Source organism: Rhodopseudomonas faecalis, assembly GCF_003217325.1.
Classification (GTDB): domain Bacteria; phylum Pseudomonadota; class Alphaproteobacteria; order Rhizobiales; family Xanthobacteraceae; genus Rhodopseudomonas; species Rhodopseudomonas faecalis.
Window position 1 is genome coordinate 275,736 of the sequence record NZ_QJTI01000003.1, and the last position, 22,762, is coordinate 298,497.

Annotated in this window: 21 protein-coding genes; 10 read left to right on the forward strand and 11 right to left on the reverse strand. The window is 66.0% G+C overall.

Going from position 1 to position 22,762, the window contains the following annotated elements; all coding sequences use genetic code 11:
* Position 1 precedes the first annotated feature (1 nt).
* The 5 genes from BJ122_RS04655 to BJ122_RS04675 all read right to left on the reverse strand — a co-directional run bounded on the left by BJ122_RS04655 (position 2) and on the right by BJ122_RS04675 (position 5,664).
* Positions 2 to 1,711, reverse strand: a complete 1,710-nt coding sequence (locus BJ122_RS04655) for an SGNH/GDSL hydrolase family protein (protein ID WP_110779964.1) — start codon at positions 1,709 to 1,711, stop codon at positions 2 to 4.
* A 173-nt stretch (positions 1,712 to 1,884) separates the two neighbouring features.
* Entirely contained in the window at positions 1,885 to 3,276 is a 1,392-nt protein-coding gene (locus BJ122_RS04660) for a lytic murein transglycosylase (RefSeq protein ID WP_430694754.1), read from the reverse strand.
* Positions 3,277 to 3,424: 148 nt separating this feature from the next.
* Positions 3,425 to 4,207, reverse strand: a complete 783-nt coding sequence (locus BJ122_RS04665) for a sulfite exporter TauE/SafE family protein (RefSeq protein WP_430694755.1) — start codon at positions 4,205 to 4,207, stop codon at positions 3,425 to 3,427.
* A gap of 56 nt (positions 4,208 to 4,263) precedes the next feature.
* On the reverse strand, positions 4,264 to 4,863 hold the full coding sequence (wrbA, locus tag BJ122_RS04670; RefSeq protein ID WP_110779965.1) for an NAD(P)H:quinone oxidoreductase: 600 nt from the start codon (positions 4,861 to 4,863) through the stop codon (positions 4,264 to 4,266).
* A 102-nt stretch (positions 4,864 to 4,965) separates the two neighbouring features.
* Positions 4,966 to 5,664 (reverse strand): pirin family protein, encoded by a 699-nt coding sequence (locus tag BJ122_RS04675; RefSeq protein ID WP_110779966.1) that lies wholly within the window; start codon positions 5,662 to 5,664, stop codon positions 4,966 to 4,968.
* A 119-nt stretch (positions 5,665 to 5,783) separates the two neighbouring features.
* On the opposite strand from BJ122_RS04675, the gene BJ122_RS04680 reads away from it, so the two are divergent.
* Positions 5,784 to 6,707, forward strand: coding sequence for a LysR family transcriptional regulator (locus BJ122_RS04680; RefSeq protein WP_110779967.1), 924 nt, complete (start codon positions 5,784 to 5,786; stop codon positions 6,705 to 6,707).
* Here the strand turns inward: BJ122_RS04680 and BJ122_RS04685 are convergent.
* On the reverse strand, positions 6,688 to 7,536 hold the full coding sequence (locus BJ122_RS04685) for a protein-disulfide reductase DsbD domain-containing protein (RefSeq protein WP_110779968.1): 849 nt from the start codon (positions 7,534 to 7,536) through the stop codon (positions 6,688 to 6,690). The genes BJ122_RS04680 and BJ122_RS04685 overlap by 20 nt on opposite strands.
* Positions 7,537 to 7,673: 137 nt before the next feature.
* Here BJ122_RS04685 and BJ122_RS04690 point away from each other — a divergent pair, with 137 nt between their 5' ends.
* Complete coding sequence (locus BJ122_RS04690) at positions 7,674 to 8,297, forward strand: YqgE/AlgH family protein (protein ID WP_110779969.1); 624 nt, start codon at positions 7,674 to 7,676, stop codon at positions 8,295 to 8,297.
* A 54-nt stretch (positions 8,298 to 8,351) separates the two neighbouring features.
* Here BJ122_RS04690 and BJ122_RS04695 read toward each other — a convergent pair whose 3' ends face one another.
* Both BJ122_RS04695 and BJ122_RS04700 read right to left on the reverse strand, forming a co-directional pair.
* On the reverse strand, positions 8,352 to 11,228 hold the full coding sequence (locus tag BJ122_RS04695; protein WP_110779970.1) for an EAL domain-containing protein: 2,877 nt from the start codon (positions 11,226 to 11,228) through the stop codon (positions 8,352 to 8,354).
* A 184-nt stretch (positions 11,229 to 11,412) separates the two neighbouring features.
* A complete protein-coding gene (locus BJ122_RS04700) occupies positions 11,413 to 12,411 on the reverse strand; it encodes an NAD(P)H-quinone oxidoreductase (RefSeq protein ID WP_110779971.1) in 999 nt (332 codons plus the stop codon).
* Between the two features lie 101 nt (positions 12,412 to 12,512).
* Between BJ122_RS04700 and BJ122_RS04705 the strand changes: the two genes are divergently transcribed.
* On the forward strand, positions 12,513 to 12,710 hold the full coding sequence (locus tag BJ122_RS04705; RefSeq protein ID WP_027278615.1) for a DUF1192 domain-containing protein: 198 nt from the start codon (positions 12,513 to 12,515) through the stop codon (positions 12,708 to 12,710).
* Positions 12,711 to 13,136: 426 nt separating this feature from the next.
* The gene (gene rcdA, locus BJ122_RS04710) at positions 13,137 to 13,652 is read left to right on the forward strand and encodes a protease adaptor protein RcdA (protein WP_110780012.1); all 516 of its coding nucleotides are present in this window, start codon (positions 13,137 to 13,139) and stop codon (positions 13,650 to 13,652) included.
* A gap of 261 nt (positions 13,653 to 13,913) precedes the next feature.
* On the opposite strand, the gene rpmE is transcribed toward rcdA, so the two are convergent.
* Complete coding sequence (gene rpmE, locus BJ122_RS04715; protein ID WP_027278617.1) at positions 13,914 to 14,135, reverse strand: 50S ribosomal protein L31; 222 nt, start codon at positions 14,133 to 14,135, stop codon at positions 13,914 to 13,916.
* Between the two features lie 251 nt (positions 14,136 to 14,386).
* On the opposite strand from rpmE, the gene BJ122_RS04720 reads away from it, so the two are divergent.
* Positions 14,387 to 16,210, forward strand: coding sequence for an ABC transporter ATP-binding protein/permease (locus BJ122_RS04720; protein WP_181418877.1), 1,824 nt, complete (start codon positions 14,387 to 14,389; stop codon positions 16,208 to 16,210).
* Positions 16,211 to 16,214: 4 nt separating this feature from the next.
* Here the strand turns inward: BJ122_RS04720 and BJ122_RS04725 are convergent, their stop codons facing one another.
* Entirely contained in the window at positions 16,215 to 16,682 is a 468-nt protein-coding gene (locus BJ122_RS04725) for a GNAT family N-acetyltransferase (protein ID WP_110779973.1), read from the reverse strand.
* Between the two features lie 130 nt (positions 16,683 to 16,812).
* On the opposite strand from BJ122_RS04725, the gene BJ122_RS04730 reads away from it, so the two are divergent.
* Together BJ122_RS04730 and BJ122_RS04735 are read left to right on the forward strand one after the other, a co-directional pair.
* The gene (locus BJ122_RS04730; protein WP_110779974.1) at positions 16,813 to 17,613 is read left to right on the forward strand and encodes a DUF1295 domain-containing protein; all 801 of its coding nucleotides are present in this window, start codon (positions 16,813 to 16,815) and stop codon (positions 17,611 to 17,613) included.
* The gene (locus BJ122_RS04735) at positions 17,610 to 18,635 is read left to right on the forward strand and encodes an SAM-dependent methyltransferase (protein ID WP_110779975.1); all 1,026 of its coding nucleotides are present in this window, start codon (positions 17,610 to 17,612) and stop codon (positions 18,633 to 18,635) included. Before BJ122_RS04730 ends, BJ122_RS04735 begins: the two co-directional genes overlap by 4 nt.
* An 84-nt stretch (positions 18,636 to 18,719) precedes the next feature.
* Here the strand turns inward: BJ122_RS04735 and BJ122_RS04740 are convergent, their stop codons facing one another.
* On the reverse strand, positions 18,720 to 19,895 hold the full coding sequence (locus tag BJ122_RS04740; protein ID WP_110779976.1) for a DNA recombination protein RmuC: 1,176 nt from the start codon (positions 19,893 to 19,895) through the stop codon (positions 18,720 to 18,722).
* Positions 19,896 to 20,168: 273 nt separating this feature from the next.
* Between BJ122_RS04740 and def the strand changes: the two genes are divergently transcribed.
* The 3 genes from def to truA all read left to right on the forward strand — a co-directional run bounded on the left by def (position 20,169) and on the right by truA (position 22,509).
* Positions 20,169 to 20,696 (forward strand): peptide deformylase, encoded by a 528-nt coding sequence (gene def, locus BJ122_RS04745; protein ID WP_110779977.1) that lies wholly within the window; start codon positions 20,169 to 20,171, stop codon positions 20,694 to 20,696.
* A gap of 73 nt (positions 20,697 to 20,769) precedes the next feature.
* Complete coding sequence (gene fmt / locus BJ122_RS04750) at positions 20,770 to 21,702, forward strand: methionyl-tRNA formyltransferase (protein WP_110780013.1); 933 nt, start codon at positions 20,770 to 20,772, stop codon at positions 21,700 to 21,702.
* A gap of 66 nt (positions 21,703 to 21,768) precedes the next feature.
* Positions 21,769 to 22,509 carry a tRNA pseudouridine(38-40) synthase TruA gene (truA, locus tag BJ122_RS04755; RefSeq protein ID WP_110779978.1) on the forward strand — a complete coding sequence of 247 codons (741 nt, stop codon included), beginning with the start codon at positions 21,769 to 21,771 and terminating at the stop codon, positions 22,507 to 22,509.
* The last annotated feature ends 253 nt before the right edge of the window (positions 22,510 to 22,762 follow it).

Consider the following 22,762-nt stretch of genomic DNA (forward strand, 5'->3'; position numbering starts at 1 on the left):
CTCAGCGCCCGAAAAAGCCCGGCAGCTCGGCCGAGGGCCCGAACAGGCTCGGCGCGCGGATCACGCGCGGCCGTTGCGGCTGCTGCGCCACCGGAGCCGGCGGCGTTGGCGCCGACTGGAAACCGAAGAATCCGCCAAAGGCCGGGGGCTGCTGCGTCGGAACCGGGGTCGCGACGATCGGGCGCGGCTTCTTCGGCTTCGGCGCCGCGGCCGGGGCCAAAGCCGCCGCGGCACCGGCCGCATTGCCGGTCGCGGCTGCCGGAACTTCGACCACCGGCACCTCACCACGCGCCTGCTCGGTACCGACCTCGCGGCGCGGCCAGGCGAAATCATCGGCGCGGCCGGGCGGCGGCACCAACGGCTCGCCCTTGACCAACGTCCGGGTCGCCAGCACGTCGGACGGGGTGGAGCGGTTGCTGGGACCGCCGAGCAATTGATCGGTCGAGATCGACGCCGCCACCAGCGGCACCACCGGGCCGACCAGCGGTCGCGGCGTCGGGCCGTCCGGTTTGGTCTCGGCCTCCGGCTCGGATGGCACCACGATCGGCGCCGAGCGTCCGGCCAGCAACCGGGCGATTTCGCGCTCGGCATAATGCGCCAGCTTGCGGGCACCAGCCTTGGTGAAATAGACGCCGTCATAGGAGCGCAGCCGGCGGATCTGACCCTCGAAGTCCGGGCCCTGCTGCAGATAGCGGCCGCCTTCGTCGACAAAGCCGTCCCAGACATCGACATAGGTGATGCCGGCTTTGCCGGCGCCGTCGCGATACAGCGCGTTCAGATACTGCGCGTCCGAGGTCGATTTGGTGCCGCGCACCGCCGGCAGCCCGACCCACAGCACCGGCACGCCCTTGCTCTTCAGCACCGCGATCAGCTCGGCGATTTTCTTGGCGTACAGCTCGGCCCAGCGATCCTCACGGAATTCGTAGGAGCCGCTGGCGGAGCGGGTGTTCTTCTCCGGCGCAGCCAAGTCGGCGTCGTCGGCAAGATCGGCCTCGGACGGGCGCTCCTCCGGCTTGGCGGCCGGGTCGGCCGGCTTGCTCGGGTCGGTCTTACTCTGATCGGATTTGGCCTGATCCGATTTGCTCTGGTCAGGCTTGGCCTGATCGGCTTTGGCCGGCTCGTCCTTCTTGCCCTTGTCGGCCTTCTTGTCGGCGGGCTTTTCGGCGCCTTCGCGGATCGGCATGCGGTCGTTGAGGCCGAGCATCACCACGATCGCATCCGGGTTCTCGGTGGCGAGAATACCCTTGGCTGCCGCCGCCCAATCGGCCGGCTCGCCCTTGAGCTGATAGCGGATCAGGCCGGACACGGTCTTGTGCTTGCGGATCACGCCCATCTCCGGGGTTTCCGCGTAGGCGTTTTCCAGACCATAGGCCAGCCAGTCGGCCATGGCGTCGCCCAGCACCAGCACATTGCGGGTCGCCGGGGTCTCGCGCTTGTCCGGCGCGGGCGCGCGCGAAAAATCCTCGCGAACTTGCGTCTTTTTCTGCGGAACCTGGGGCTGAAACGGCGCGAAAATGTCGTTGCCGAACCAGCCGCCGCCGCCACCGCCGCCGCGCGGCACCGCAGCGGGCGGCCGCGGCGGCCCGCCAAAACCAAAGAACTGCGCATAGGCCGGCGACAGAATGCCGAGCAGCAGCAGTCCCGCGACTGACAGCGCCACCAGCGGACCGCGCTCGCACAACACACGCAGGAAGGAAGGCGGTTTCGACATGGAGCTTCGTCGCCGATGGAGGTCAGAGAGCATAATAGTGGATTCGGGCCGCAAGCGGGCAGCTTTCCAGCACCCGGCGCGGCATGGTTAGCGCTGCTCCTGGCGGAAGCCAAGAGCGCGCCCGCCCCTCACGGGGCGAGCCCGCGCAACTCTCCGTGTCAGCCCGCAGCGTGTTACCTGCCGCGCAGCCGCTCCAGCATCTCGGCGGTGGCAAAACCGTCGGCCGGGGAGCCGATCGCGGCCTGGAACGAGCGCAGCGCCTGCCTGGTCTCGCCGCCGAACTGGCCGTCCGGCGTGCCGCGATAGAAGCCGCGCTGCGCCAGCAGCTGTTGCAGTTCCAGCCGCTCGGTGCGCGACAGCACCCGCTCATGCCGCGGCCAGGCTTGCACGAACGGCTGGCCGCCGCGCAGCCGGTCGGCGAAATGGCCGATCGCCAACGCATAGGCTTCGGCCGGGTTGTAACGCATGATCACGCGGTAATTCTGCAGCATCAGGAAGCCGGGGCCCTCGGCGCCGGCCGGCGCCAGCAGATAGGCCTTGTCGCTGGCGCGCGGGAATGGCTGGCCATTGGCGCGGCGCAGCCCCATCTGCTGCCACTGCCCGAGCGGCATGGCGCGGCCGCGATCGGCGAGCATGTAGTTGAAGCCTTGCGGCACCACGACCTCGTAGCCCCAGCTCTGCCCCGGCTGCCAGCCATCCTTCTTGAGATTATTGGCGGTGGAGAAGATCAGGTCGGTCGGGTTATCGACCACGTCGCGGCGGCCATCGCCATCGCCGTCGATCGCGTAGCGCTTGAACGCGGTCGGCATGAACTGGGTCGGGCCGAACGCGCCGGCCCAGGAGCCGCGCAGCTGCTCAAGCCGCAGATCGCCGCGGTTCAGGATTTCCAGCGCCGACAAAAACTCGTCGCGGAAATAGGCCTGGCGGCGGCCGATACAGGCCAGCGTCGCGGTGGAATTGAGCACGCTGCGGTCGCCCATCTGGGTCGAATAGTTCGATTCAATGCCCCAGATCGAGGCGATGATGTAGCGATCGACCCCGAACGCCCTTTCGGCGGCGTCGAATTGCGGCTTGTACTTGGCCAGCACCTCGCGGCCCTTAGCCATGCGGTTATCGTTCACGAGGATGTCGAGATAGTCCCAGATCGCCTTGGTGAATTCCGGCTGGGAATCCATCAGGTCCATGATGCGCAGATCGGGCGACAGTCCTGCGGTAAACCGCTGGAAATTGGCCTCGGTGATGCCGCGGCGCGCAGCCTCCGGCCATAGCGAAGCGATGCAATTGTCAAAATTGGCGGCCGACTCGCGGATCGCGCTCGCAGTCATCAACGGATGGCCGGACGCGCCGTCCTCGCCGCTCCAGGGCTGCGCGCCGGCGGGCAGCGACACCGGGGTGACGGCGGCGCGCTGCGGCGCTGCCGGGCGGCTCGGCTGGGAGATCGAGCCGGTGAACAGATTGTCGAACACGGCGAGCGGCGACTGCGCCAGCGCCGCACCCGATGCCAGCGATGCCGCCATCACCACTGCCGCCACCGCGCTTTGCTTCATGCCTTTGCCGTTCGTCATCATCGCATCCCATAACACCACGCGCCCCAGCCCAGCAGGCCCCGTGATGGTTTCGATCAGCTTAACAGCGCCGCAGATTTGTCGGCCCGCAGACATCGGGTCGCAGCTTGGTGCCGAAATCGTGGCGCAGAAGCGGACACAATGCGGCTCAGCCGAGCATGCGCCAAGCGTTGATCGCCAGATAAACACCGAGCAGCAGCATCGCGATCAGAAACCAGCGCCGGAACTGCTCGGCATTCATGCGCGAGCGCAGCGCCTGACCGGCGAACATCCCGGCAAACGCCGCTGCCATCGCCACCAGAGCCGGCAGCGTGGTCGCGGCCGACAACAATCCGGCCTCGGTGAGATTGAACGCCTGCACCACCGTCGCCGTGGTGAAGAACACGCCGAGCGCCTGCACCAGCTCGTCCTTGTCCATGCCGATCGCCTGCATGAACGGCATCGACGGGATCACCTGCACGCCGGTCGCGGCCGCGATCACCCCGGTGACGACGCCGACCACGCCGCCCAGCCATTTTTCGTGGATTTGCGGCAGATGGAAACGGCGCTGGCTGAGCCCGAGCAGCGCATAGATCACCAGCAGCACGCCGAGCACCACGGTGCCATAACCGGCATAAGGCCCGGTCATCAGATCGGCGCCGGCGCGAATGCCGATCGCGGTGCCGAGCATCAGCGGCCATAGCCGGCGCACGATGTCGAGCAGATAGGGGCCGACAAAGGTCTGCCAGATATTGGTGACGATCGCCGGCACGATCACGATCGCCAGCGCCTGCGCCGGTGGCAGCGCCACCGCCAAAAGGCCCATCGACACGGTCGGCAGCCCAAGGCCGATCACGCCCTTGACGAAACCGGCAAGGGCAAACACGGCAGCAATCAGCAGGAGGAATAGATCGAACACCGCGCCAATCTGGCCGATCACAGCCGCTGGCACAATCCGCAGCGAACGCAGGCCGGGCTGCGCTGATCGCGGCAGCCCGGCCTACCGCGTCAGCCGTGCAGCTTGATCGCGGTTTCGGCGATCACCCGGCCCTGATAGCGCGCGCCGGCGAGTTCGTCCGCGGACGGCAGACGCGAGCCATCGCCGCCGGTGATGGTGCTGGCGCCATAGGGCGAGCCGCCGGTGATGGCATCGAGCTTCATCTGCGGCTGGAAACCGTAATTCAGCCCGACCACCACCATGCCGAAATGCAGAAGATTGGTGATGATCGAGAACAGCGTGGTCTCCTGGCCGCCATGCTGGGTCGCGGTCGAGGTGAACGCGCCGCCGACCTTGCCGTGCAGCGCGCCCTTGGCCCACAGCCCGCCGGCCTGATCGAGGAAATTGGCCATCTGCGAGCTGATACGGCCAAAGCGCGTGCCGGTGCCGATCACGATCGCATCGTAATTGGCGAGATCATTGATGGTGGCGATCGGCGCCGCCTGATCGAGCTTGTAGTGCGAGGCCTTCGCCACCTCCGGCGGCACCAGTTCTGGCACGCGCTTGATGTCGGCCTGCGCGCCGGCCTCGCGCGCGCCTTCGGCAACGGCCTGCGCCATCGCTTCGATATGCCCATAGGCGGAGTAGTAGAGAACCAGCACTTTGGCCATGGAAAGCTCCTCAAGGTTGCAGGGAATAGTCGGGTCGAAGGCGGTCGCTGGCCGGCATCACCGGCCAGCCTCGTTGTCAGGCGTTGGCGCCGAAGCGGCGGGTTAAGCCGCGTCGACCATCACCAGTTCAGAATCATCGAGCGCGGTGATGGTCAGCTCGGTCTCGTCGCTGATCGCGGCGCCGTCGCGGGCGTTGACCTCGACGCCGTTGATCGCGATCCGTCCCGAAGCCGGCACCAGATAAGCGAACCGGCCGGCGCCGAGCTGATAGCGGGTGCGGTCACCGGCGCGCAGCGTACCAGCCAGCACCCGGGCATCGGCGCGGATCGGCAGCGCGTCGGCATCGGCCTCCCAGCCGCTCGCCACCGGGACCAATTTGCCGGACCGCTCATCGCGCGGGAACGGCCGGGTGCCCCAGCACGGCTGACCGCCATCCTTGGTCGGCATGATCCAGATCTGGAACAGCCGGGTCGGCCCTTGCTCGAGATTGTACTCGGCATGGCGAACGCCGGTGCCGGCACTCATCACCTGGACGTCGCCGGCCTTGGTCTTGCCGCTGTTGCCGAGCGAATCCTGATGGGTGATGGCGCCGTCGCGCACGAAGGTGATGATCTCCATGTCGGCATGCGGATGCGGCGGGAACCCGCTCTGCGGCGCGATCTCGTCATCGTTCCAGACCCGCAGCGCGCCATGACCCATGCGGTCCGGGTCGAAATAGTTCGCGAACGAGAAGTGAAAATGGGCCTTGAGCCAGCCGTGATCGGCGGTGCCGAGGCTGGCAAACGGACGAAGCGTGATCATCGGTCTCTCCTCTCGGTGAGGTGCGAACCGCGCACCGATTGAGCGTTGAGACTCTGGATAAGCACTGCGCACTGGTATTATAATAGAAACAATCGAAACACATTGTTTCCAAAATAGCGATGAAGATTCCCGATTTCGAGGCGTGGGCGGTGTTCGCCAAAGTGGTCGAGCTGCGCTCATTCGCCGCTGCCGCGACCGAACTCGCGACCTCCAAGGCCACGGTGTCGAAGGCGATCACCCGCCTGGAACAGCGGCTCGGCGCGCGGCTGTTTCACCGCACCTCGCGGCGGCTGGCGCTGACCGAGGCCGGCCAGCAGCTCGCTGAACGGGCGGCGCAGCTGCTCGCCGACGGCGAAGCGGCCGAAAACGAAGCGCGTGCGCAGTCCGGCACGCCGTGCGGCCTGGTGCGGCTGGCGGTGCCGATGACTTTTGGGGTGCGGGTGATTGCGCCGCTGCTGCCGCGCTTTCTGGAGCGTTATCCGCAGATCGCGATCGACCTGCATGCCAGCGACGAAATGATCGATCTGATCGGCAATGGCTTTGACGCCGCGGTGCGGATCGCGGCGATGCCGGATTCCTCGCTGCTGGCGCGGCGGCTATGCCCGATGCCGCGCTACACGGTGGCGGCGCCGTCCTATCTGCAACGCTACGGCCGACCCACGCACCCGATGCAGCTCGCCCAGCATCGCTGCCTCGGCTACGCCTACCTGTCGACGGCCAATGCCTGGCACTATTACAACGCCGCCGGCGACCAGGTGACGGTGCGCCCGGCCGGGCCGCTGCGGGTCAATAATGGCGAAGCGCTGCTGCCGGCGCTGCTGGCCGGGCTCGGCATCGCCGATCTGCCGGCGTTCATCATCGGCGAGGCTCTGGCCGCGGGCGCGGTCGAGCCGATCCTGCCCGGCTGGCGGCAACGCGAGGGCGCGGTCCATCTGGTGACGCCGCCGGGCCGGCCGCGTCCGGCGCGGGTCGAGCTGTTGGCGGATTATCTCGCCGAGCAGCTCAGCGAAGCCGGCAAGCAGCTCACTCCAGCGTCGCGCTAAATTCGTAGGCGCGCTCGCCGCCGATCACCGTCAGTTTCAGCGCCGCGCCTTCCGCCTTGGCGCCGGACGGCAGGCCTTCCAGCTCAAACGCAAAGCGCTGCGCCCCGGTCGGGCTGGGCGTCACGCGGCGCGGCAGCGGCAGCGCCCAATCCGCGGTCGGCCCCTCGGCCAGCAGGTCGATGGTGCGCGGATCCGGCGCCGCCACCTCGACCAGCACGGTCTGGCCCTGACGGCCGACATCGCGAATGGTGATCGGGTGGCTGTCGCCGATGCTGGCCGGCACCGGCACGGTGTCGAGCGCCGCGGACAATGCGCTGTCCTGGGTGCTGGCGACGCTGGCGAATGACAATTCCGTCACCGCCTCGACCGGAATGCACAGTTTCTCGCACACCGCATAGCTGATGGTGGCGCGCAGGATCACAGGCTTGTCAGCATTCTTGGCGACAATGCGCAGCGGCAGCACCACCTGCTTGTGATAGCCGATCGACGTGCCGCCGGCGCCATCGGGGAATTTCATCGGCGCCGGCCACAAAATGGTGACGCCGTCGACATTCTCCGATTTCGAGAAATCAAAACGCGGCGGCACGCCGGAATCACCCGGAGAACGCCAATAGGTCTTCCAGCCGGGCTCGAGCTGGAACGCGATGCCGCCGAGCAGCACCGAACCGCTACGCGAGCCAGCCAGCAGCCGCACCGCCGAATGGCTGTCATTGACCCAGGGCGAACTATCTTCGGCGGAGGCCGCGTTGATGGCACAGACACTCGCCAGCACGGCCACGACCGCAGTCGCAACCGACAACAACTGGCGAAACGGAACCCAATTTCTCATGTCACGCACTCTTTACGTCCGAACCGCACCCACGCCCCACCCGGCCACCGATTGCCATCGGCATCGCTCCGGGTCGCTTGATTGACAGCACAGCCACCCAATATCAGGATGGCAGCCAAATTGAGAATGCTTAGCCGATGATGTCGAAATCCCAACCGCCAGACCCGGAGCACTCCGCCGAAGGCAGCTATCTGGACGGCCAGTTGCTGGTCGCAATGCCTGTGATGGAGGACGAGCGCTTTGCGCGGTCGGTGATCTACGTATGCGCCCATTCGGCCGAAGGGGCGATGGGAATCATCGTCAATCGCCCGGCCGGCAGCATCAACTTCCCGGAACTGCTGGTGCAACTCGAAATCATCGACAAGGCCGACCAGATCAAGCTGCCGGAAAACGCCGAGTCGATGCGGGTGCTGAAAGGCGGGCCGGTCGAGACCGGGCGTGGCTTCGTGCTGCATTCCAGTGACTTCTTCATCAAAGACGCCACTTTGCCGATCGACGATGGCATCTGTCTGACCGCGACCGTCGATATTCTCAAGGCGATCGCCAAGGGCGCCGGACCGAAACGCGCCATTCTGGCGCTGGGCTACGCCGGCTGGGCGCCCGGTCAGCTCGAAAACGAGATTCAGGAAAACGGCTGGCTGCACTGCGCGGCCGATCCGGACCTGATCTTCGGCAGCGATGTTGAAGACAAATATACGCGCGCGCTGCACAAGATCGGCATCGAGCCCGGCATGCTGTCCAACGAAGCCGGCCACGCCTAAAACAGTCTCGGTTCTGATGGCGTCAGAACCGAGACTCCAAAAACACCAGCTTGATCAGCTTGCGGCTTCAAGCCGCGTTTCGGTGAGCAGCCGCATCGCCGCGTCGGCATCCATCGGTTCGCCGAACGCAAAGCCCTGCGCGTATTCGCAGCCGAGCTGATACAGCTCCACCGCATCGGAATCGGTCTCCGCGCCTTCCGCCACCACATCCATGCCGAGGTCGTGCGCCAGCGCGACGATCGACTTCAGGATCACCGGGCGGGTGCCGCGGCTGGTGGTACGTACGAACGACTGATCGATCTTGATGGTGTCGAACGGGAAGCGCTGCAGATAGGACAGCGACGAGTGCCCGGTGCCGAAATCATCGAGCGACAGCCCGGTGCCGAGCTCCTTGATCCGCTGCAGCATCTGCGCGGCGTGCTCCGGATTCTCCATCACCAGCGACTCGGTGAGTTCAAGCTTGAGCGTGCCGCGGGCCACCGACCAGCGCGACAGCACCGAGCGGATGTCGTGCAATAGATCGTGGCGCAGCAATTGCCGCGACGACACATTGACGCTGGCGAAGATCGGATCGCGCGCCCGCATCGCGCGCTGCCAGGTCGAAAGCTGCTTGGCGGTCTGATCGAGCACGAAGGTGCCGAGATCGATGATCAGCCCGGTTTCCTCGGCGATCGAAATGAACTCGCTCGGCGACATCCGGCCGAGCTTGGGATGATCCCAGCGCGCCAGTGCCTCGAAGCCCGCCACCGCGCGATCCTCCAGCCGCACGATCGGCTGATACAGGATCGCCAGTTCCTGCCGTTCGATCGCCCGGCGCAGTTCAGACTCCAGCGTCAGCCGGTCGGTCTTGCGCGCGCGCATCGCCGGTTTGTAGACGTCGATTCGGTCGCCGCCGATCCGCTTGGAGTGATACATCGCCAGCTCGGCGTCCTTGATGATCTCATCAGTGAGCTGGGTCTGCGGATCGGCCAGAGCCAGGCCAATCGACGCGGTCAGGAAGATTTCGCGCTCGTTGAACGCGATCGGCGCACGGATGGTCTTGCGGATCGTTTCGGCAAACGCGGTGATGCGCGCCGAATCCTGCTCGGACAACAGGATCAGGCCGAACTGATCGCCGGCGAGCCGCGCCAGCGTATCCTGCGGCTTGAGAATCCGGGTCAGCCGCCGCGCCAGCGTCAGCAGAATGGAATCGCCGACCGCGATGCCGACGGAATCATTGACCTGCTTGAAGCGGTCGAGATCGATCACCATCACCGTCGGCCGCAGGTTCGGCATGGTCTTGGCGAAGGTCGCGACCGCGTTGAGACGATCGAGGAACAGTTTGCGGTTCGGCAGCCCGGTGAGATTGTCATGCACCGAGTCGTGCAGCATCCGTTCTTCGGCGTTCTTGAACTCGGTGACGTCGGTCAGCGTGCCAACCACCCGCGCCACTTCGCCGTCCGAGCCGACCACCGGGCGCGCCTTGAGCGCAAACCACATGAAATGGCCATCCGGCGTGCGCAGCCGAAAATCCTGGGTCAGCCGGCCGCGACGCTGATCGAGCACCGAGTCGAGCGCCGCCCGGAAACGGTCCTGATCGAGTGGATGCAGCACTTCCAGCCATTTTGCGGCGGTGCCTTCCAGCGTGCCGCGTTTCAGCCCGAGCAGCGTCTCGGTCTCCGGGCTGGTGAACACCTTGTCGGCGGCGACGTCCCAATCCCAGATCAGATCGCCCGATCCGGTCAGCGCCAGCGCGCGCCGTTCGACGTCGGACACCACGCCGGTCGGCGCGCCGCCGCCGGCAAAGGCGTGCTGCATCACGGTGAAGCCGATCAGCATCACGATCAGCACCAGGCCGCCGAGCAGCGCCGGGCCGACGATGTCGTTGGTAACGCTGCCCGCCACCGTCATGCCGGCCGCGATCACCCACACCACCAGCAGGAACCAGGTCGGGATCAGCAGCACGGCGCGGTCGAAGCCATGGGTCGCCAGATAGAGGATCAGCGCAAAGCCGGCGACCGAGATCAGCACCAGCGACATGCGCGCGATGCCGGACGCCACCGCGGGGTCGAACAACGCCAGCGCCACCAGCGAGCCGAGGAAGATCAACCAGCCCAGCGTGATGTGCGCGTAGCGGACGTGCCAGCGATTGAGATTGAGATAGGCGAACAGAAACACCAGCAGCGTCGCCGCCAGGATCGCTTCGCCGGAGGCGCGCCACACGCGCTCGGCGCCGGACGACATATCCAGCACCTTGCCCCAGAAGCCGAAATCGACGCCGATATAGACCAGCACCGCCCAGGCCAGCGCGGCGGCGGCCGGAAACATGATGCTGCCCTTGACCACGAACAGAATGGTCAGCACCAGCGCCAGCAGGCCGGAAATGCCGATCACGATGCCTTGGTACAGCGTGAACGAGTTGACCTTGTCCTTGTAGGCTTCCGGCTCCCACAGATAGAGCTGCGGCAGCTTGTCGGTGCGCAGTTCGGCCACGAAGGTCACCACCGAACCGGGGTCGAGCGTGATGCGAAACACGTCGGCGGTCGGGCTGTCCTGCCGCTCCGGCCGGTCGCCGCTCGACGGCGTGATCACCGCGATACGTGACAAACCGAGGTCGGGCCAGAACAGGCCGGACGACACGATGCGATAATGCGGCGCGACGATCAGGCGGTCGAGCTGATCATCGGTGTTGTTGGCGAGCGCGAACACCACCCAGTTCTGACCGCCTTCGCGCGCGCGCACTTCGACGCGCCGGACAATGCCGTCATTGCCGGGAGCGGTCGACACCTGAATGCGGTCGCCATCGCTGCGCTGATGTTCAAGGACGGCGGTGAGGTCAATGGCCGGCGCATCGCTCCGGACGCTGACCGCGTCGACCGCATAAGCCGGCGCACCGGCCGCAGCTATCATGAGGCCCAACGCCAGCAGCGCCAGGCACCTGATCAGACGCAATGTCGGTTCTCCGCGTTAACGATTCATCGAACGTGTGGCGCCGGGATGATGACAGTACCACAATTTGCCCAGTTGCACGGACCGCGTCGCGCCATCCTATCCGCCCCGCACGTCCCTCGGACGAGGGCCGATAAATGGCACGGATGATAACCAAATCAAAGGCTTTCCGGCCCGACGATGGTCGCTACCGGGTCAGCACAATTTTGCCAATATGTTGGCTGCTCTCCATCCGGCGGTGCGCCTCGACCGCCTCGTGCAACGGGAAAGTGCTGTCGATCACCGGCTTGATGCGGCCCTGCGCCAATAGCGGCAAAACCTTGGCTTCGATCGCCGCCACCATGGCGGCCTTCTCGGCATTGGTGCGCGGACGCAGCGTCGATCCGGTATGATGCAGCCGCTTAGTCATCAGCTTGGCGAAATTGACAGTGGCCTTGATGCCGTCCAGCAGCGCGATCTGCACGATCCGTCCTTCGATCGCGGCGGCGTTGTAGTTGCGCTCGATGTAGTCGCCGCCCACCATGTCGAGGATCAGCTCGACGCCGCGCCCCCCGGTGAATTCCTTAACGACCGTGACGAAATCTTCGGTCTTGTAGTTAATGGCGCGGTCCGCGCCGAGCTTGAGGCAAGCCTCGGCCTTCTCGGCCGAACCGACCGTGACCACCACGCGCGCGCCAAACGCTTTGGCGAGCTGAATCGCCATGGTGCCGATCCCGGACGAGCCGCCATGCACCAGCAGCGTTTCGCCGGCTTGCAGCGCGCCGCGCTCGAACACGTTGTGCCACACCGTCATCAAGGTTTCCGGGGTCGCGCCGGCCTCGATCATGGAAAAGCCCGGCGGCACCGCCATCGCCTGCGCATCGGCCGCGATGCAATATTCGGCATAGCCGCCGCCAGCGACCAGCGACATCACCTGCGCGCCAACGGCATGACGGGTCGCGCCCTCGCCGACCGCCACCACTTCACCGGCGATCTCCAGCCCCGGCAGATCGCTGGCGCCGGGCGGCGGCGGATAATGACCGGAGCGTTGTGCCACATCGGGACGGTTGACGCCCGCCGCCACCACTTTCACCAGTAGTTCCCCGGGCCCCGGCTGCGGCACCGGCCGGATCTCCGGCTGCAGTACCTCAGGTCCGCCGGGTCGGCTGATGCCGATCACGGACATTTGCGTGGGGATCGGTTCCATGATTTGTCCTTGTAAAGCGAATGACGCAGGCGGGAATCCGGCTAGGATTAGACAGCCGTGGTCGCGCTGGCAACCAACGGGGTCAATGCGGGAACAGGTCGATGGCGAGCGAACCAGACGACAAGCCGAAGAAGAAGCTCATTCACGAAATGGGACAGGATCTGTCGGCGCTCTCGGTCGAGGAACTAACCGAGCGCATCGCGCAATTGCAGGCTGAAATCGAGCGGCTGCAAACGGCGATGTCGATGAAGCGCGCCACCCGCGACGCCGCCGACCGGCTGTTCAAGACCGCGCGCTAGCCACACCGATCACGACACCTTGATCAGCGCACGTTCCGCACCGCCGCAAAAGCTGTGCACGCTTAGCAGCGCGCTGTTTTTCGCCGGGAAATAACACCCGTGGCGCCGTGGGAATGGCAAACCAAATCTAAACAAAAACGCTCATTTACGCGGCGTTAAGCTTTCCGGCCTATTACTCGACTGTCCAAGTTTTGGACGCTGAGTGGCTCCTGTCCACTCTGCTTTGACGCCTCCCTGTTATCAACTTCAAAGCCGCCGGCAACGGCGGCTCTTTTTTGGGCGTCACGATTTAGCCATCAAGCCGACCTCGCATTAACCTTTGCGAAGGACGTTGCTGGACTCCGTTCCCGCCGCGCGCAATGATTTATTTATCATAAGCCGGCGCACAGAAGCCGGTAGCGTTAAGGGTTGCGTGAGGCGTTAATGATGTCCGACCAATTGCAGGGCGAAGGTGCTCTCGTTCATTTCAGCGAGCATTTGACCAATTCGGCTGCCTTCGCCACGCTGTTCCGTGACGGCATGGACCTGGTCGAGGAGACCGCGGCCTATCTCGACGGCGCGGGGCGCGGCGAAGCTAAGGCGCTCGACCGCAGCGCCAGCCTCACTTACGCGACCGAAAGCATGCGCCTGACCACCCGGCTGATGCAGCTCGCCTCCTGGTTGCTGCTGCACCGCGCGGTCAAGGAAGGCGAGATGACGCTGAGCCAGGCCAATCGCGAAAAGACCAAGGTCAAGCTCAGCGCCGCCGACCCCGGCCCGGACGATGCGCTGGAAAAGCTTCCGGAACAGCTTCAGGACCTGATCTCGCGCTCGATGAACCTGCAGGAGAAGGTGCGGCGGCTGGATGGCACCATCCACGGCGCCGCCACCATGGAACGCGCGCCGATCGGCAATCCGCTGGTGCCGCATCTCAACCGGCTGAAGGCGGCGTTCGAGCGCTGACCTGCGGCGGCAGATGGCGCGGCGCGCGCGGCACCCTGCCCTGCTAAAAATCACATTTCAGAACAGCGACTTAACGTCATGGCCGGGCTCTGTCCCGGCTATTCGCGTTGGGAGCGCTCGGCATGCAGGCATCATGGCGATCGACGCTGGCCGGCCGCGAATTGTTGCAGCCCGCGCGGAGCGGCGCCGAAACACAAAAAACGCCCCGATCGGATCGATCGGGGCGCGTTTTCGTCCGCCGGGCGTTGCCCGCGAATGAACTTACTTGAGGAAGCCCGAGAACTTCTTCTGGAACCGCGAGACGCGGCCACCGCGGTCCAGCACCTGCTGCTGGCCGCCGGTCCAGGCCGGATGCGACTTCGGGTCGATGTCGAGGTTCATCTTGTCACCCTCCTTGCCCCAGGTGGAGCGGGTGACGTATTCGGTGCCATCGGTCATGACCACCGTGATGTTGTGATAATCGGGATGAATTTCGGCTTTCATGACAAATCCTCGGGCGCTCTGGCGCCGGCCGGTCGATTGGCTATTGGGGACGAATTCCGAGGCTCTATATCCCAGCCCCAGTGTCAAGACAAGATATCCTCCGGATTTGCCAGCGGACGCATCGCAGCCTATTGGAAACACTCCAAAATGAAACAGCGGCACAGCCTATGAGCGCGACTCCCAGCCCCCCCGCTCCCCAGGGCGGCAGCATTGCCTTGACCCTTGAGGCAATCGCTGAAAGCGAGAAGGTGATGCACGCCGGGCGCCCGTCGCCCGAGGCGGAGCCGCTGCTCGACGACACCACCCCGGCCGCCGACGAAAAGCCTGCCAAGCAGAGCCGGCTGCGGCCGCTGCTTGAGCTTGCGCCTTATGTCGACCGCTACCGCTGGCGCGCCTCGTTCGCCTTCATCGCCCTGACCGTTGCCGCCGCCACCACGCTCTTGGTGCCGCTGGCGGTGCGGCGGTTGATCGATCTCGGCTTCGGTCACGAAGGGCTGGAGATGATCAACAGCTACTTCGCGATCATGGTGCTGATCGTGGCGGTGCTCGCGATCGCCAGTGCCGCGCGCTATTACCTGGTGATGACGATCGGCGAACGGATCGTCGCCGATCTGCGCCGCGACGTGTTTACCCATCTGACCTCGCTGTCGCCGTCGTTCTTCGATTCAGCGCGCAGCGGCGAATTGGTGTCGCGGCTCACCGCCGACACCACCCAGATCAAGTCGGCGGTCGGCGCCTCGGTCTCGATCGCGCTGCGCAACATGATGCTGTTCATCGGCGCGTCGACGATGATGGTGATCTCGAGCCCGCGGCTGTCGGCGTTCGTGCTGGCGGCGATCCCGCTGATCGTGCTGCCGCTGGTGGCGTTCGGGCGCTGGGTGCGCCGGCTATCGCGCAATGCCCAGGATACGCTGGCCGATGCTTCCGCCTATGCCGCCGAGCTGGTGTCGTCGATCCGCACCGTGCAGGCCTACACCAATGAAGGCCTCGCCAAGCAGCGCTTCGCGCGCGAGGTCGAGGGCGCCTATGAAGCGGCGCGCAGCTCCACCGGCGCGCGCGCGGTGCTGACCGCGATCATCATCTTCATCGTGTTTTCCAGCGTGGTGGCGATCCTGTGGGTCGGCTCCCATGACGTGGTCGCCGGCGACATCAGCGCCGGCCGGCTCAGCCAGTTCGTGATGTATGCGGCGTTCGCGGCCGCTGGCCTTGGCCAGCTCAGCGAAGTGTGGGGCGAGGTCGCCGGTGCCTCCGGCGCCGCGGAGCGCTTGTTCGAGATCCTGCGTGTCAAGCCCGAGATCGCCGCGCCCGCCAAGCCGCAGAACCTGCCGGTGCCGGCGCGCGGCGACGTCGCGCTCGACAAGGTCAGCTTCGCCTATCCGATGCGGCCGCAGTGGCTGGCGCTCAACAACGTCTCGCTGTCGGTCAAGGCCGGCGAGAAGGTCGCGATCGTCGGCCCCTCCGGCGCCGGCAAGAGCACGCTGTTCCATCTGCTGCTGCGCTTCTACGACCCAGCCTCCGGCACGATCTCGTTTGACGGCACCGCCATCAACACGGTCGATCCGCAGCGGCTGCGCGAGCGGATCGCGCTGGTGCCGCAGGATTCGGTGGTGTTCGCCGCATCGGCCATGGACAACATCCGGTTCGGCCGGCCCGACGCCACCGACGCCGAGGTGCAGCGCGCCGCCGAACAGGCCCACGCCATGGAGTTCATCCGGCAACTGCCGCAGGGCTTTGACACCCAGCTCGGCGAGCGCGGCGTGACGCTGTCCGGCGGCCAGCGCCAGCGCATCGCCATCGCCCGCGCCATCCTGCGCGACGCGCCGCTGCTGTTGCTCGACGAGGCCACCTCCTCGCTCGACGCCGAAAGCGAGACTCTCGTGCAGACCGCGCTGGAAGAGCTGATGCGTCACCGCACCACGCTGGTGATCGCCCATCGGCTCGCCACCGTGCTGTCCTGCGACCGCATCCTGGTGATGGAGCAGGGCCGGATCGTCGAACAGGGCACCCACGCTTCGCTGGTGGCGTCCGGCGGGCTGTATTCGCGCCTCGCCCGCCTGCAATTCGAGGCGGCCTAACCCCTTAGACCGAGGCGGCCGGTGTCCCCGGCCGCCACAGCAGGTTCAGGATCAGCCGTCCCGAGGCATTGAACTCCTCGCCGGTCTTTGCAAAGCCGTTGCGCTGATAGAAGCGGATCGCGCGGTGATTGTCGGCATTGACCTTGAGCGCCACGCCTTGCGGTGACCGGCGCTTGGCCTCATCGACCAGCGCGGCGGCGAGGCCCGAGCCCCATTCCGCCGGCGCCACCACCAGCTGGTCGAGATAGCCGCTGCCATCAATGGTGACAAAGCCGAGCAGCGCCTCGCCGCGGACCGCGACGATGATCGCGGCATTTGGCACCAACTCGCTGCGCCAGCGCTCGCGCCACCAATCGAGCCGTGCCGTAAAATTGATCGACGGATACGCAAGCTGCCAGGTGTCATGCCACAGCGCGATCGCGGCCTGTTCGTCGGCGGCGTCATAGGGGCGGAGCGTGAAGGCGGCGCTCATCTGGTGTCCTTGATTCCCACTCTGACCATCAACCGCTTATCGCACAGCTGGCGGCGGCGGCGCACGCGCTGAAACCAGCCGCGGGAACCAGACGTATCTGGTCGGTGTTGAGAACCGTGGGCGGTGACCAATGACATATCTCGCAGCTTTGCTGCTGATTGCGGCGGCGCTGTGCGCGCTGATGGCGGGTGCCTGGGTGGTGCAGCAGCGCACCGGCAATTCCGGCTGGGTCGATACCATCTGGACCTTTTCGGTCGGCACGGTCGGCGCGGTCGCGGCGCTCTGGCCGCTCGGCGATGATGCCCCCCATGCCCGGCAATGGCTGGTGGCTGTGCTGGCTTTGACCTGGGCGCTGCGGCTCGGCATGCACATCGCCCAGCGCAGCAAGGTCGCTGGCGATGACCCGCGCTACGCCGCCTATGCGCAGCAATGGGGCGCCGACGCGCCGCGGCGCATGTTCATCTTTCTGCAACAGCAGGCGCTCGGCAGCATTCCGCTGGTGTTCGCGATTTTCGTCGCCGCGCAGTTTCCGTCCGCAGAGCTGCGCTGGCAGGACATCGCCGGCTTTGCGATACTGGCGATCGGCATCGCCGGCGAGGCGATTGCGGATCGGCAATTGCGCCAGTTCCGCAGCGATCCGGCCAATCGCGGCCAGGTGTGCGATAGCGGGCTGTGGCGCTGGTCGCGGCACCCGAACTACTTCTTTGAATGGTTCGGCTGGCTCGCTTATCCGATGATCGCGCTGTCGCTCAGCTATCCCTGGGGATGGGCGACGCTGCTGGCACCGCTGTTCATGTATTGGATTTTGGTGCACGTCACCGGCGTGCCGCCGCTGGAACAGCAGATGCTAAGCTCGCGCGGCGAGCGCTACCGCGCCTATCAGGCCCGCACCAGCGTGTTCTTTCCCTGGCCGCCGAGGTCTGACGCATGAGCGCGCTTGCCGGTCTGATTGCCACCGCCGAACGGCTGCCGCTGCCCGACGTGGTGATCCGCGCCGGCATCAAGCAACTATGCGCGCGCACCGCCAAGCGCTGGACCAGCGGCGATGCCGCTTCCGACGCCGCGTTCGCGGAAGCGATGGCGGCGCGCGCCATCGCCGAACACACCGACGCCGCCAACACCCAGCATTATGAGGTGCCGGCGGCGTTCTTCGCGCTGGTGCTCGGCCCGAACCGCAAATACTCGTCCTGCTATTACAACGAGCCGAGCTCGACGCTGCAGGAGGCGGAAGAAGAAGCGCTGCGCCAGACCGTGGAGCACGCCGGCCTCACCGATGGCCACAGCATCCTTGAACTTGGCTGCGGCTGGGGCTCGTTGTCGCTGTGGATGGCGCGGCAGTTTCCCAACTCCACCATCGTCGCGGTGTCGAACTCACAGTCGCAGCGCCGCTACATCGAAGGCGAAGCCGCGGCGCGCGGGCTCGCCAACCTCACCGTGATCACCAGCGACATGAATGCGTTCAAGCCGAACCGGCGCTTTGACCGCATCGTGTCGGTCGAAATGTTCGAGCACATGATGAATTGGCGCGAGCTGATGCTACGGATGCGCGGCTGGCTGACGCCGGAGGGCCGGTTCTTCATGCATGTGTTCGCGCATCGCGCCGGCTGCTATCTGTTCGATCGCGCCGACCAGGAAGATTGGATCGCGCAGCATTTCTTCACCGGCGGGGTGATGCCGAGCCATCATCTGATCCGGCAATATGCCGATCTGTTCACGGTGGAGAAGGAATGGCGCTGGAGCGGCGTGCATTATCAGCGCACGGCGCAGGACTGGCTGCGGCAATTCGATCTGCACCGCGATTCGATCGAACGAGTGCTGCGCCCCGTCTATGGCCGCGACACCGCGCTGTGGATGCGGCGCTGGCGCTGGTTTTTCCTCGCCACCGAAGGACTGTTCGGCTTTGCGGATGGCGAGGAATGGGGCGTCAGCCATTATCTGCTGACACCGAGCTGAGCCGGCGCTTGTCGAAGACAAGACGTGGATGGCCGGGACGTCGCCCGGCCATGACGTGCGAAGAAGCAACAAGTCGTGGTGATATCACTCCGCCGCGGGCAATGGCCGCTGCAGCGGAAACAGCTCGGCGGTGCTGGCGCGCGGCTCTGACGCCGCGATCGGCGCTGCGTCGCTAAAATCCAGCTCTTCGATGCGGCCGGCGCGGCGCTCGATCTTGTCGGCGGTGATCAGGATCTGGCGGACGTCGTCATTGACCTGACCAAAATGGGTTTGCAGCTTGGCGACGCGCTCGCGCAACCGGCCAAGATCGTCATTGAGCGCCAGTACCTCGGTGCGAATCTGATCGGCGGCATCGCGCATCTGCGCGTCTTTCAAAATCTGCTGCATCACCTGGATCGCCAGCATCAAGAGCGACGGCGACACCAGCACCACCCGGGCGCGGTAAGCCTTCTGCACCACGTCGTCAAAGCCGTCGTGGATTTCGGCATAGACCGATTCCGAGGGCACGAACATCAAAGCGGTGTCCTGGGTCTCGCCCGGGATCAGATATTTGCCGGCGATATCGGCGACATGGCGCAGCACGTCGCCGCGCAGCCGCTGCGCCGCGGCACGCCGCTCGTGCTCGTTGCGCGCCTGATGCAGCGCGGTGATCGCCTCCAGCGGAAACTTAGCGTCGATGCAGAGCGGCCGCTGATCGGGCAGAAACACCACGCAGTCCGGACGCTTGCCGGTCGACAGCGTGTATTGGAATGCGTAGCCGCCCTTCGGCAGCCCGTCCTGCACGATCGCCTCCATGCGCGCCTGGCCGAATGCGCCGCGCGCCTGCTTGTTGCCGAGCACATCGCGCAGCGTGGTCACCTGCGCGGTGAGATCGCTGAGGCTGCGATTGGCGTGATCGATGATGCCGAGCCGCTCATGCAGCGCATGCAGGCTCTCCATGGTGTGGCGCGCCGACTGCGCCATCGATTGGCCAACGCGGTGCGTCACCGAATCGAGCCGTTCGCCGACCGCGCGTGCCATCTCGGCCTGCCGCCCGGCCAGCGCCTGCCCCATCGCCGCGATTCGGCCATTGGCCTCGTGCTGGGCGCGCATCAATTGCTCGAGCCGGTAATCGACCTCGCTGGCGCGGCGCGGACCGGCGCCGCGCGCCACCACCACCACGATCACCGCCAGCAGCAGCAGCGTCAGCGCCGCAAAGCCGGACGCCGCCATCGCCACCGTGACCGCCACATCGCCAACGATGAACAGGATGTCGTGCATCGCCGCGTCAGCCCGCGATCAACCGGCAACCCGCTTCAAGCCGCGGCTTCGCCTGACCAAAATCGATCCACTCCCGCATCCGCCCCCTCATTGTCAGGGCGGCATGCGCCGCACCCTACCCGCTCGGCTTGTAGCAGATCGCAGGCCAAACGGAACAAAGAAAGAACACTGCAGTTAATGCCGCCTTAGTTGCAACGCTCAAGCAAGCCTGCGCTGAAAGTGGCATCCATGAGCGCATTGACCGCGCCAAGGCCGCAGATTAAATCGCAACTCATGGCCCTTCGCGAAATCATCATCGTTCCCGACAAGCAGCTGCGTCAGGTCTCCCAGCCGGTGGAAACCGTGACCCCGGAGATCCGCAAGCTCGCCGACGACATGTTCGAGACCATGTACGATGCCCCCGGCATCGGCCTGGCCGCGATCCAGATCGCTCAGCCGGTGCGGCTGATCACCATGGATCTGGTGCGCAAGGAAGGGGGCGGCGCCAGCGAACCGCGCGCCTTCATCAATCCTGAGATCATCGGCGCGTCCGAAGAGATGCGGGTCTATGAGGAAGGCTGCCTGTCGATCCCGAACTATTACGCCGAGGTCGAGCGCCCGGCGAAGGTGCGGATCCGCTACACCGATCTCGACGGCAAGCTGCATGAGGAGGACGCCGAAGGGCTGTTCGCCACCTGCATCCAGCACGAGATCGACCATCTCGGCGGCACGCTGTTCATCGACCATCTGTCGCGCCTCAAGCGCGCTCTGGTGATGCGCAAGTTCGAAAAGGCCGCCAAGCGCGGCTACAAATTCGTCTGACCCTGCGCCCGCGACCGGCCGGCGATCGGCGGCCGCTTTGCCGCGGCGCTGACCTGTGCGGGACTTTGTGGCCATGCCCCTTCGCCTGATTTTCATGGGCACCCCTGATTTTGCGGTGCCGACGCTGCGTGCGCTAGCCGAACGCGGCCACGAGATCGTTGCGGTCTATACCCGCGAGGCCAAGCCGGCCGGGCGCGGCATGAAGCTGCAACCGACCCCGGTGGAGCAGGAGGCGCGCAAGCTCGGCATTCCGGTGCTGACGCCGAAAACGCTGCGCACGCCGGACGCCGCCGCCGAATTTGCGGCGTTTCAGGCCGATGCCGCGGTGGTGGTCGCCTATGGCATGATCCTGCCGCAGGCGATTTTGGATGCCCCGAAATTCGGCTGCTTCAATCTGCACGGCTCGCTGTTGCCGCGCTGGCGCGGCGCCGCGCCGATCAATCGCGCGATCATGGCCGGCGACGCCGAAAGCGGCGTGATGGTCATGAAGATGGATGTCGGGCTCGACACCGGCGATGTGGCGATGACCGCGCGGCTGCCGATCACCGAGACCATGACCGCGGTCGATCTGCATGACGCGCTGGCGCCGCTCGGCGCCGCGCTGATGGCCGATGCCATGGCCGCGCTGGAGCGCGGCGAGCTTTCCTTCGTCAAGCAGAGCGAGGACGGCGTCACCTACGCCGCCAAGATCGACAAGGCCGAAGCGCGCATCGACTGGAGCAAGCCGGCGGCCGAGGTGCTGCGCCATATTCACGGGCTGTCGCCGTTCCCCGGCGCCTGGTGCGAGCTGCCGCTCGATGGCGAGCCGGTGCGCATCAAGCTTTTGCGCTGCGAGGCCGCGCGCGGCGGCGGCGAGCCCGGCGCGCTGCTCGGCGACGACCTGACCATCGCCTGCGGCGACGGCGCGCTGCGCGTGCTGCAATTGCAGCGCGCCGGCAAGCAGCCGATGTCGGCCGAGCAGTTCCTGCGCGGCACGCCAGTGAAACCGCCGCTGCGGATGTGTTAGGTGCAAATGGCGCCGATCGCGCCACGCGCTGCGATCCGCCATTTCCTCCTGTGAGCGACGCCCGCCATGCCCCGCTACAAGCTGACCATCGAATATGACGGCACGCCCTATTGCGGCTGGCAGCGCCAGGACAATGGCAGCACCGTGCAAGGCTCGCTGGAAGCAGCAGCGCAGGCGATCTGCGGCGTGCCGGTGCGCGTGCACGGCGCCGGCCGCACCGATGCCGGCGTGCATGCCCGCGGCCAGGTGGCGCATTGCGACGTGCCCAAAGAGCTGCCGCCCGGCCGGTTTCGCGATGCGATCAACGCCCATCTGCGGCCGCAGCCGATCGCGGTGATCGACGCCGACGTCGTCGCCGACGATTTCGAGGCGCGTTTTTCTGCGATCAAGCGCCACTACGTCTATCGGATCAGCAACCGCCGCGCCAATCTGGCGCTCGATATCGCGCGCAGCTGGCGCGTGCCGCGCCGGCTCGACAGCGACGCGATGCACGAGGCCGCGCAGCGCCTGGTCGGCAAGCACGATTTCACCACGTTCCGCGATACCGAGTGCCAGGCCAAATCAGCCGACAAGACACTCGATCAGCTCGACGTGATCCGCGACGGCGACGAGATCCGGGTGATCACCTCGGCGCGCTCATACCTGCACAGCCAGGTGCGCTCGATGGTCGGTTCGCTGGTCTGGGTCGGCGAAGGGCGCTGGAGCGCCGATGATCTTGCCGCCGCGCTCACCGCGCGCAGCCGCGCCGCCTGCGGTCCGGTGGCGCCGCCCGACGGGCTGTATCTGATGCGGGTCGATTACCCATAGAGGCAACGAGTCGTTCCGGTCACCGCACCGGGTCTTTCCGGGGCGAGCAGCCGCGCGGTCCGACGCAGCCGCGGCCTGCTCCCTCGCCCCGCTTGCGGGGAGAGGGCTGGGGTGAGGGGGCGCTTGCGCCAATCGCAACGGTTCGGCCCCGTTGATTCGCCCCCTTGTATCTGCCCATCGACGGAGATGTGCGATGGAAGCGACGAAGCGCTTTGGCCGGTGGCCACCGGCCAAAGCGCGCGGCGACGTCGCC

Coding starts and splice junctions, on each gene's coding strand:
- BJ122_RS04655 (WP_110779964.1), bottom strand. CDS start 1,711: ATGTCGAAACCGCCTTCCTTCCTGCGTGTGTTGTGCGAGCGCGGTCCG.
- BJ122_RS04660 (WP_430694754.1), bottom strand. CDS start 3,276: ATGACGAACGGCAAAGGCATGAAGCAAAGCGCGGTGGCGGCAGTGGTG.
- wrbA (WP_110779965.1), bottom strand. CDS start 4,863: ATGGCCAAAGTGCTGGTTCTCTACTACTCCGCCTATGGGCATATCGAA.
- BJ122_RS04675 (WP_110779966.1), bottom strand. CDS start 5,664: ATGATCACGCTTCGTCCGTTTGCCAGCCTCGGCACCGCCGATCACGGC.
- BJ122_RS04680 (WP_110779967.1), top strand. CDS start 5,784: ATGAAGATTCCCGATTTCGAGGCGTGGGCGGTGTTCGCCAAAGTGGTC.
- BJ122_RS04685 (WP_110779968.1), bottom strand. CDS start 7,536: ATGAGAAATTGGGTTCCGTTTCGCCAGTTGTTGTCGGTTGCGACTGCG.
- BJ122_RS04690 (WP_110779969.1), top strand. CDS start 7,674: ATGATGTCGAAATCCCAACCGCCAGACCCGGAGCACTCCGCCGAAGGC.
- BJ122_RS04700 (WP_110779971.1), bottom strand. CDS start 12,411: ATGGAACCGATCCCCACGCAAATGTCCGTGATCGGCATCAGCCGACCC.
- BJ122_RS04705 (WP_027278615.1), top strand. CDS start 12,513: ATGGCGAGCGAACCAGACGACAAGCCGAAGAAGAAGCTCATTCACGAA.
- rcdA (WP_110780012.1), top strand. CDS start 13,137: ATGTCCGACCAATTGCAGGGCGAAGGTGCTCTCGTTCATTTCAGCGAG.
- rpmE (WP_027278617.1), bottom strand. CDS start 14,135: ATGAAAGCCGAAATTCATCCCGATTATCACAACATCACGGTGGTCATG.
- BJ122_RS04720 (WP_181418877.1), top strand. CDS start 14,387: ATGCACGCCGGGCGCCCGTCGCCCGAGGCGGAGCCGCTGCTCGACGAC.
- BJ122_RS04725 (WP_110779973.1), bottom strand. CDS start 16,682: ATGAGCGCCGCCTTCACGCTCCGCCCCTATGACGCCGCCGACGAACAG.
- BJ122_RS04730 (WP_110779974.1), top strand. CDS start 16,813: ATGACATATCTCGCAGCTTTGCTGCTGATTGCGGCGGCGCTGTGCGCG.
- BJ122_RS04735 (WP_110779975.1), top strand. CDS start 17,610: ATGAGCGCGCTTGCCGGTCTGATTGCCACCGCCGAACGGCTGCCGCTG.
- BJ122_RS04740 (WP_110779976.1), bottom strand. CDS start 19,895: ATGCACGACATCCTGTTCATCGTTGGCGATGTGGCGGTCACGGTGGCG.
- def (WP_110779977.1), top strand. CDS start 20,169: ATGGCCCTTCGCGAAATCATCATCGTTCCCGACAAGCAGCTGCGTCAG.
- fmt (WP_110780013.1), top strand. CDS start 20,770: ATGCCCCTTCGCCTGATTTTCATGGGCACCCCTGATTTTGCGGTGCCG.
- truA (WP_110779978.1), top strand. CDS start 21,769: ATGCCCCGCTACAAGCTGACCATCGAATATGACGGCACGCCCTATTGC.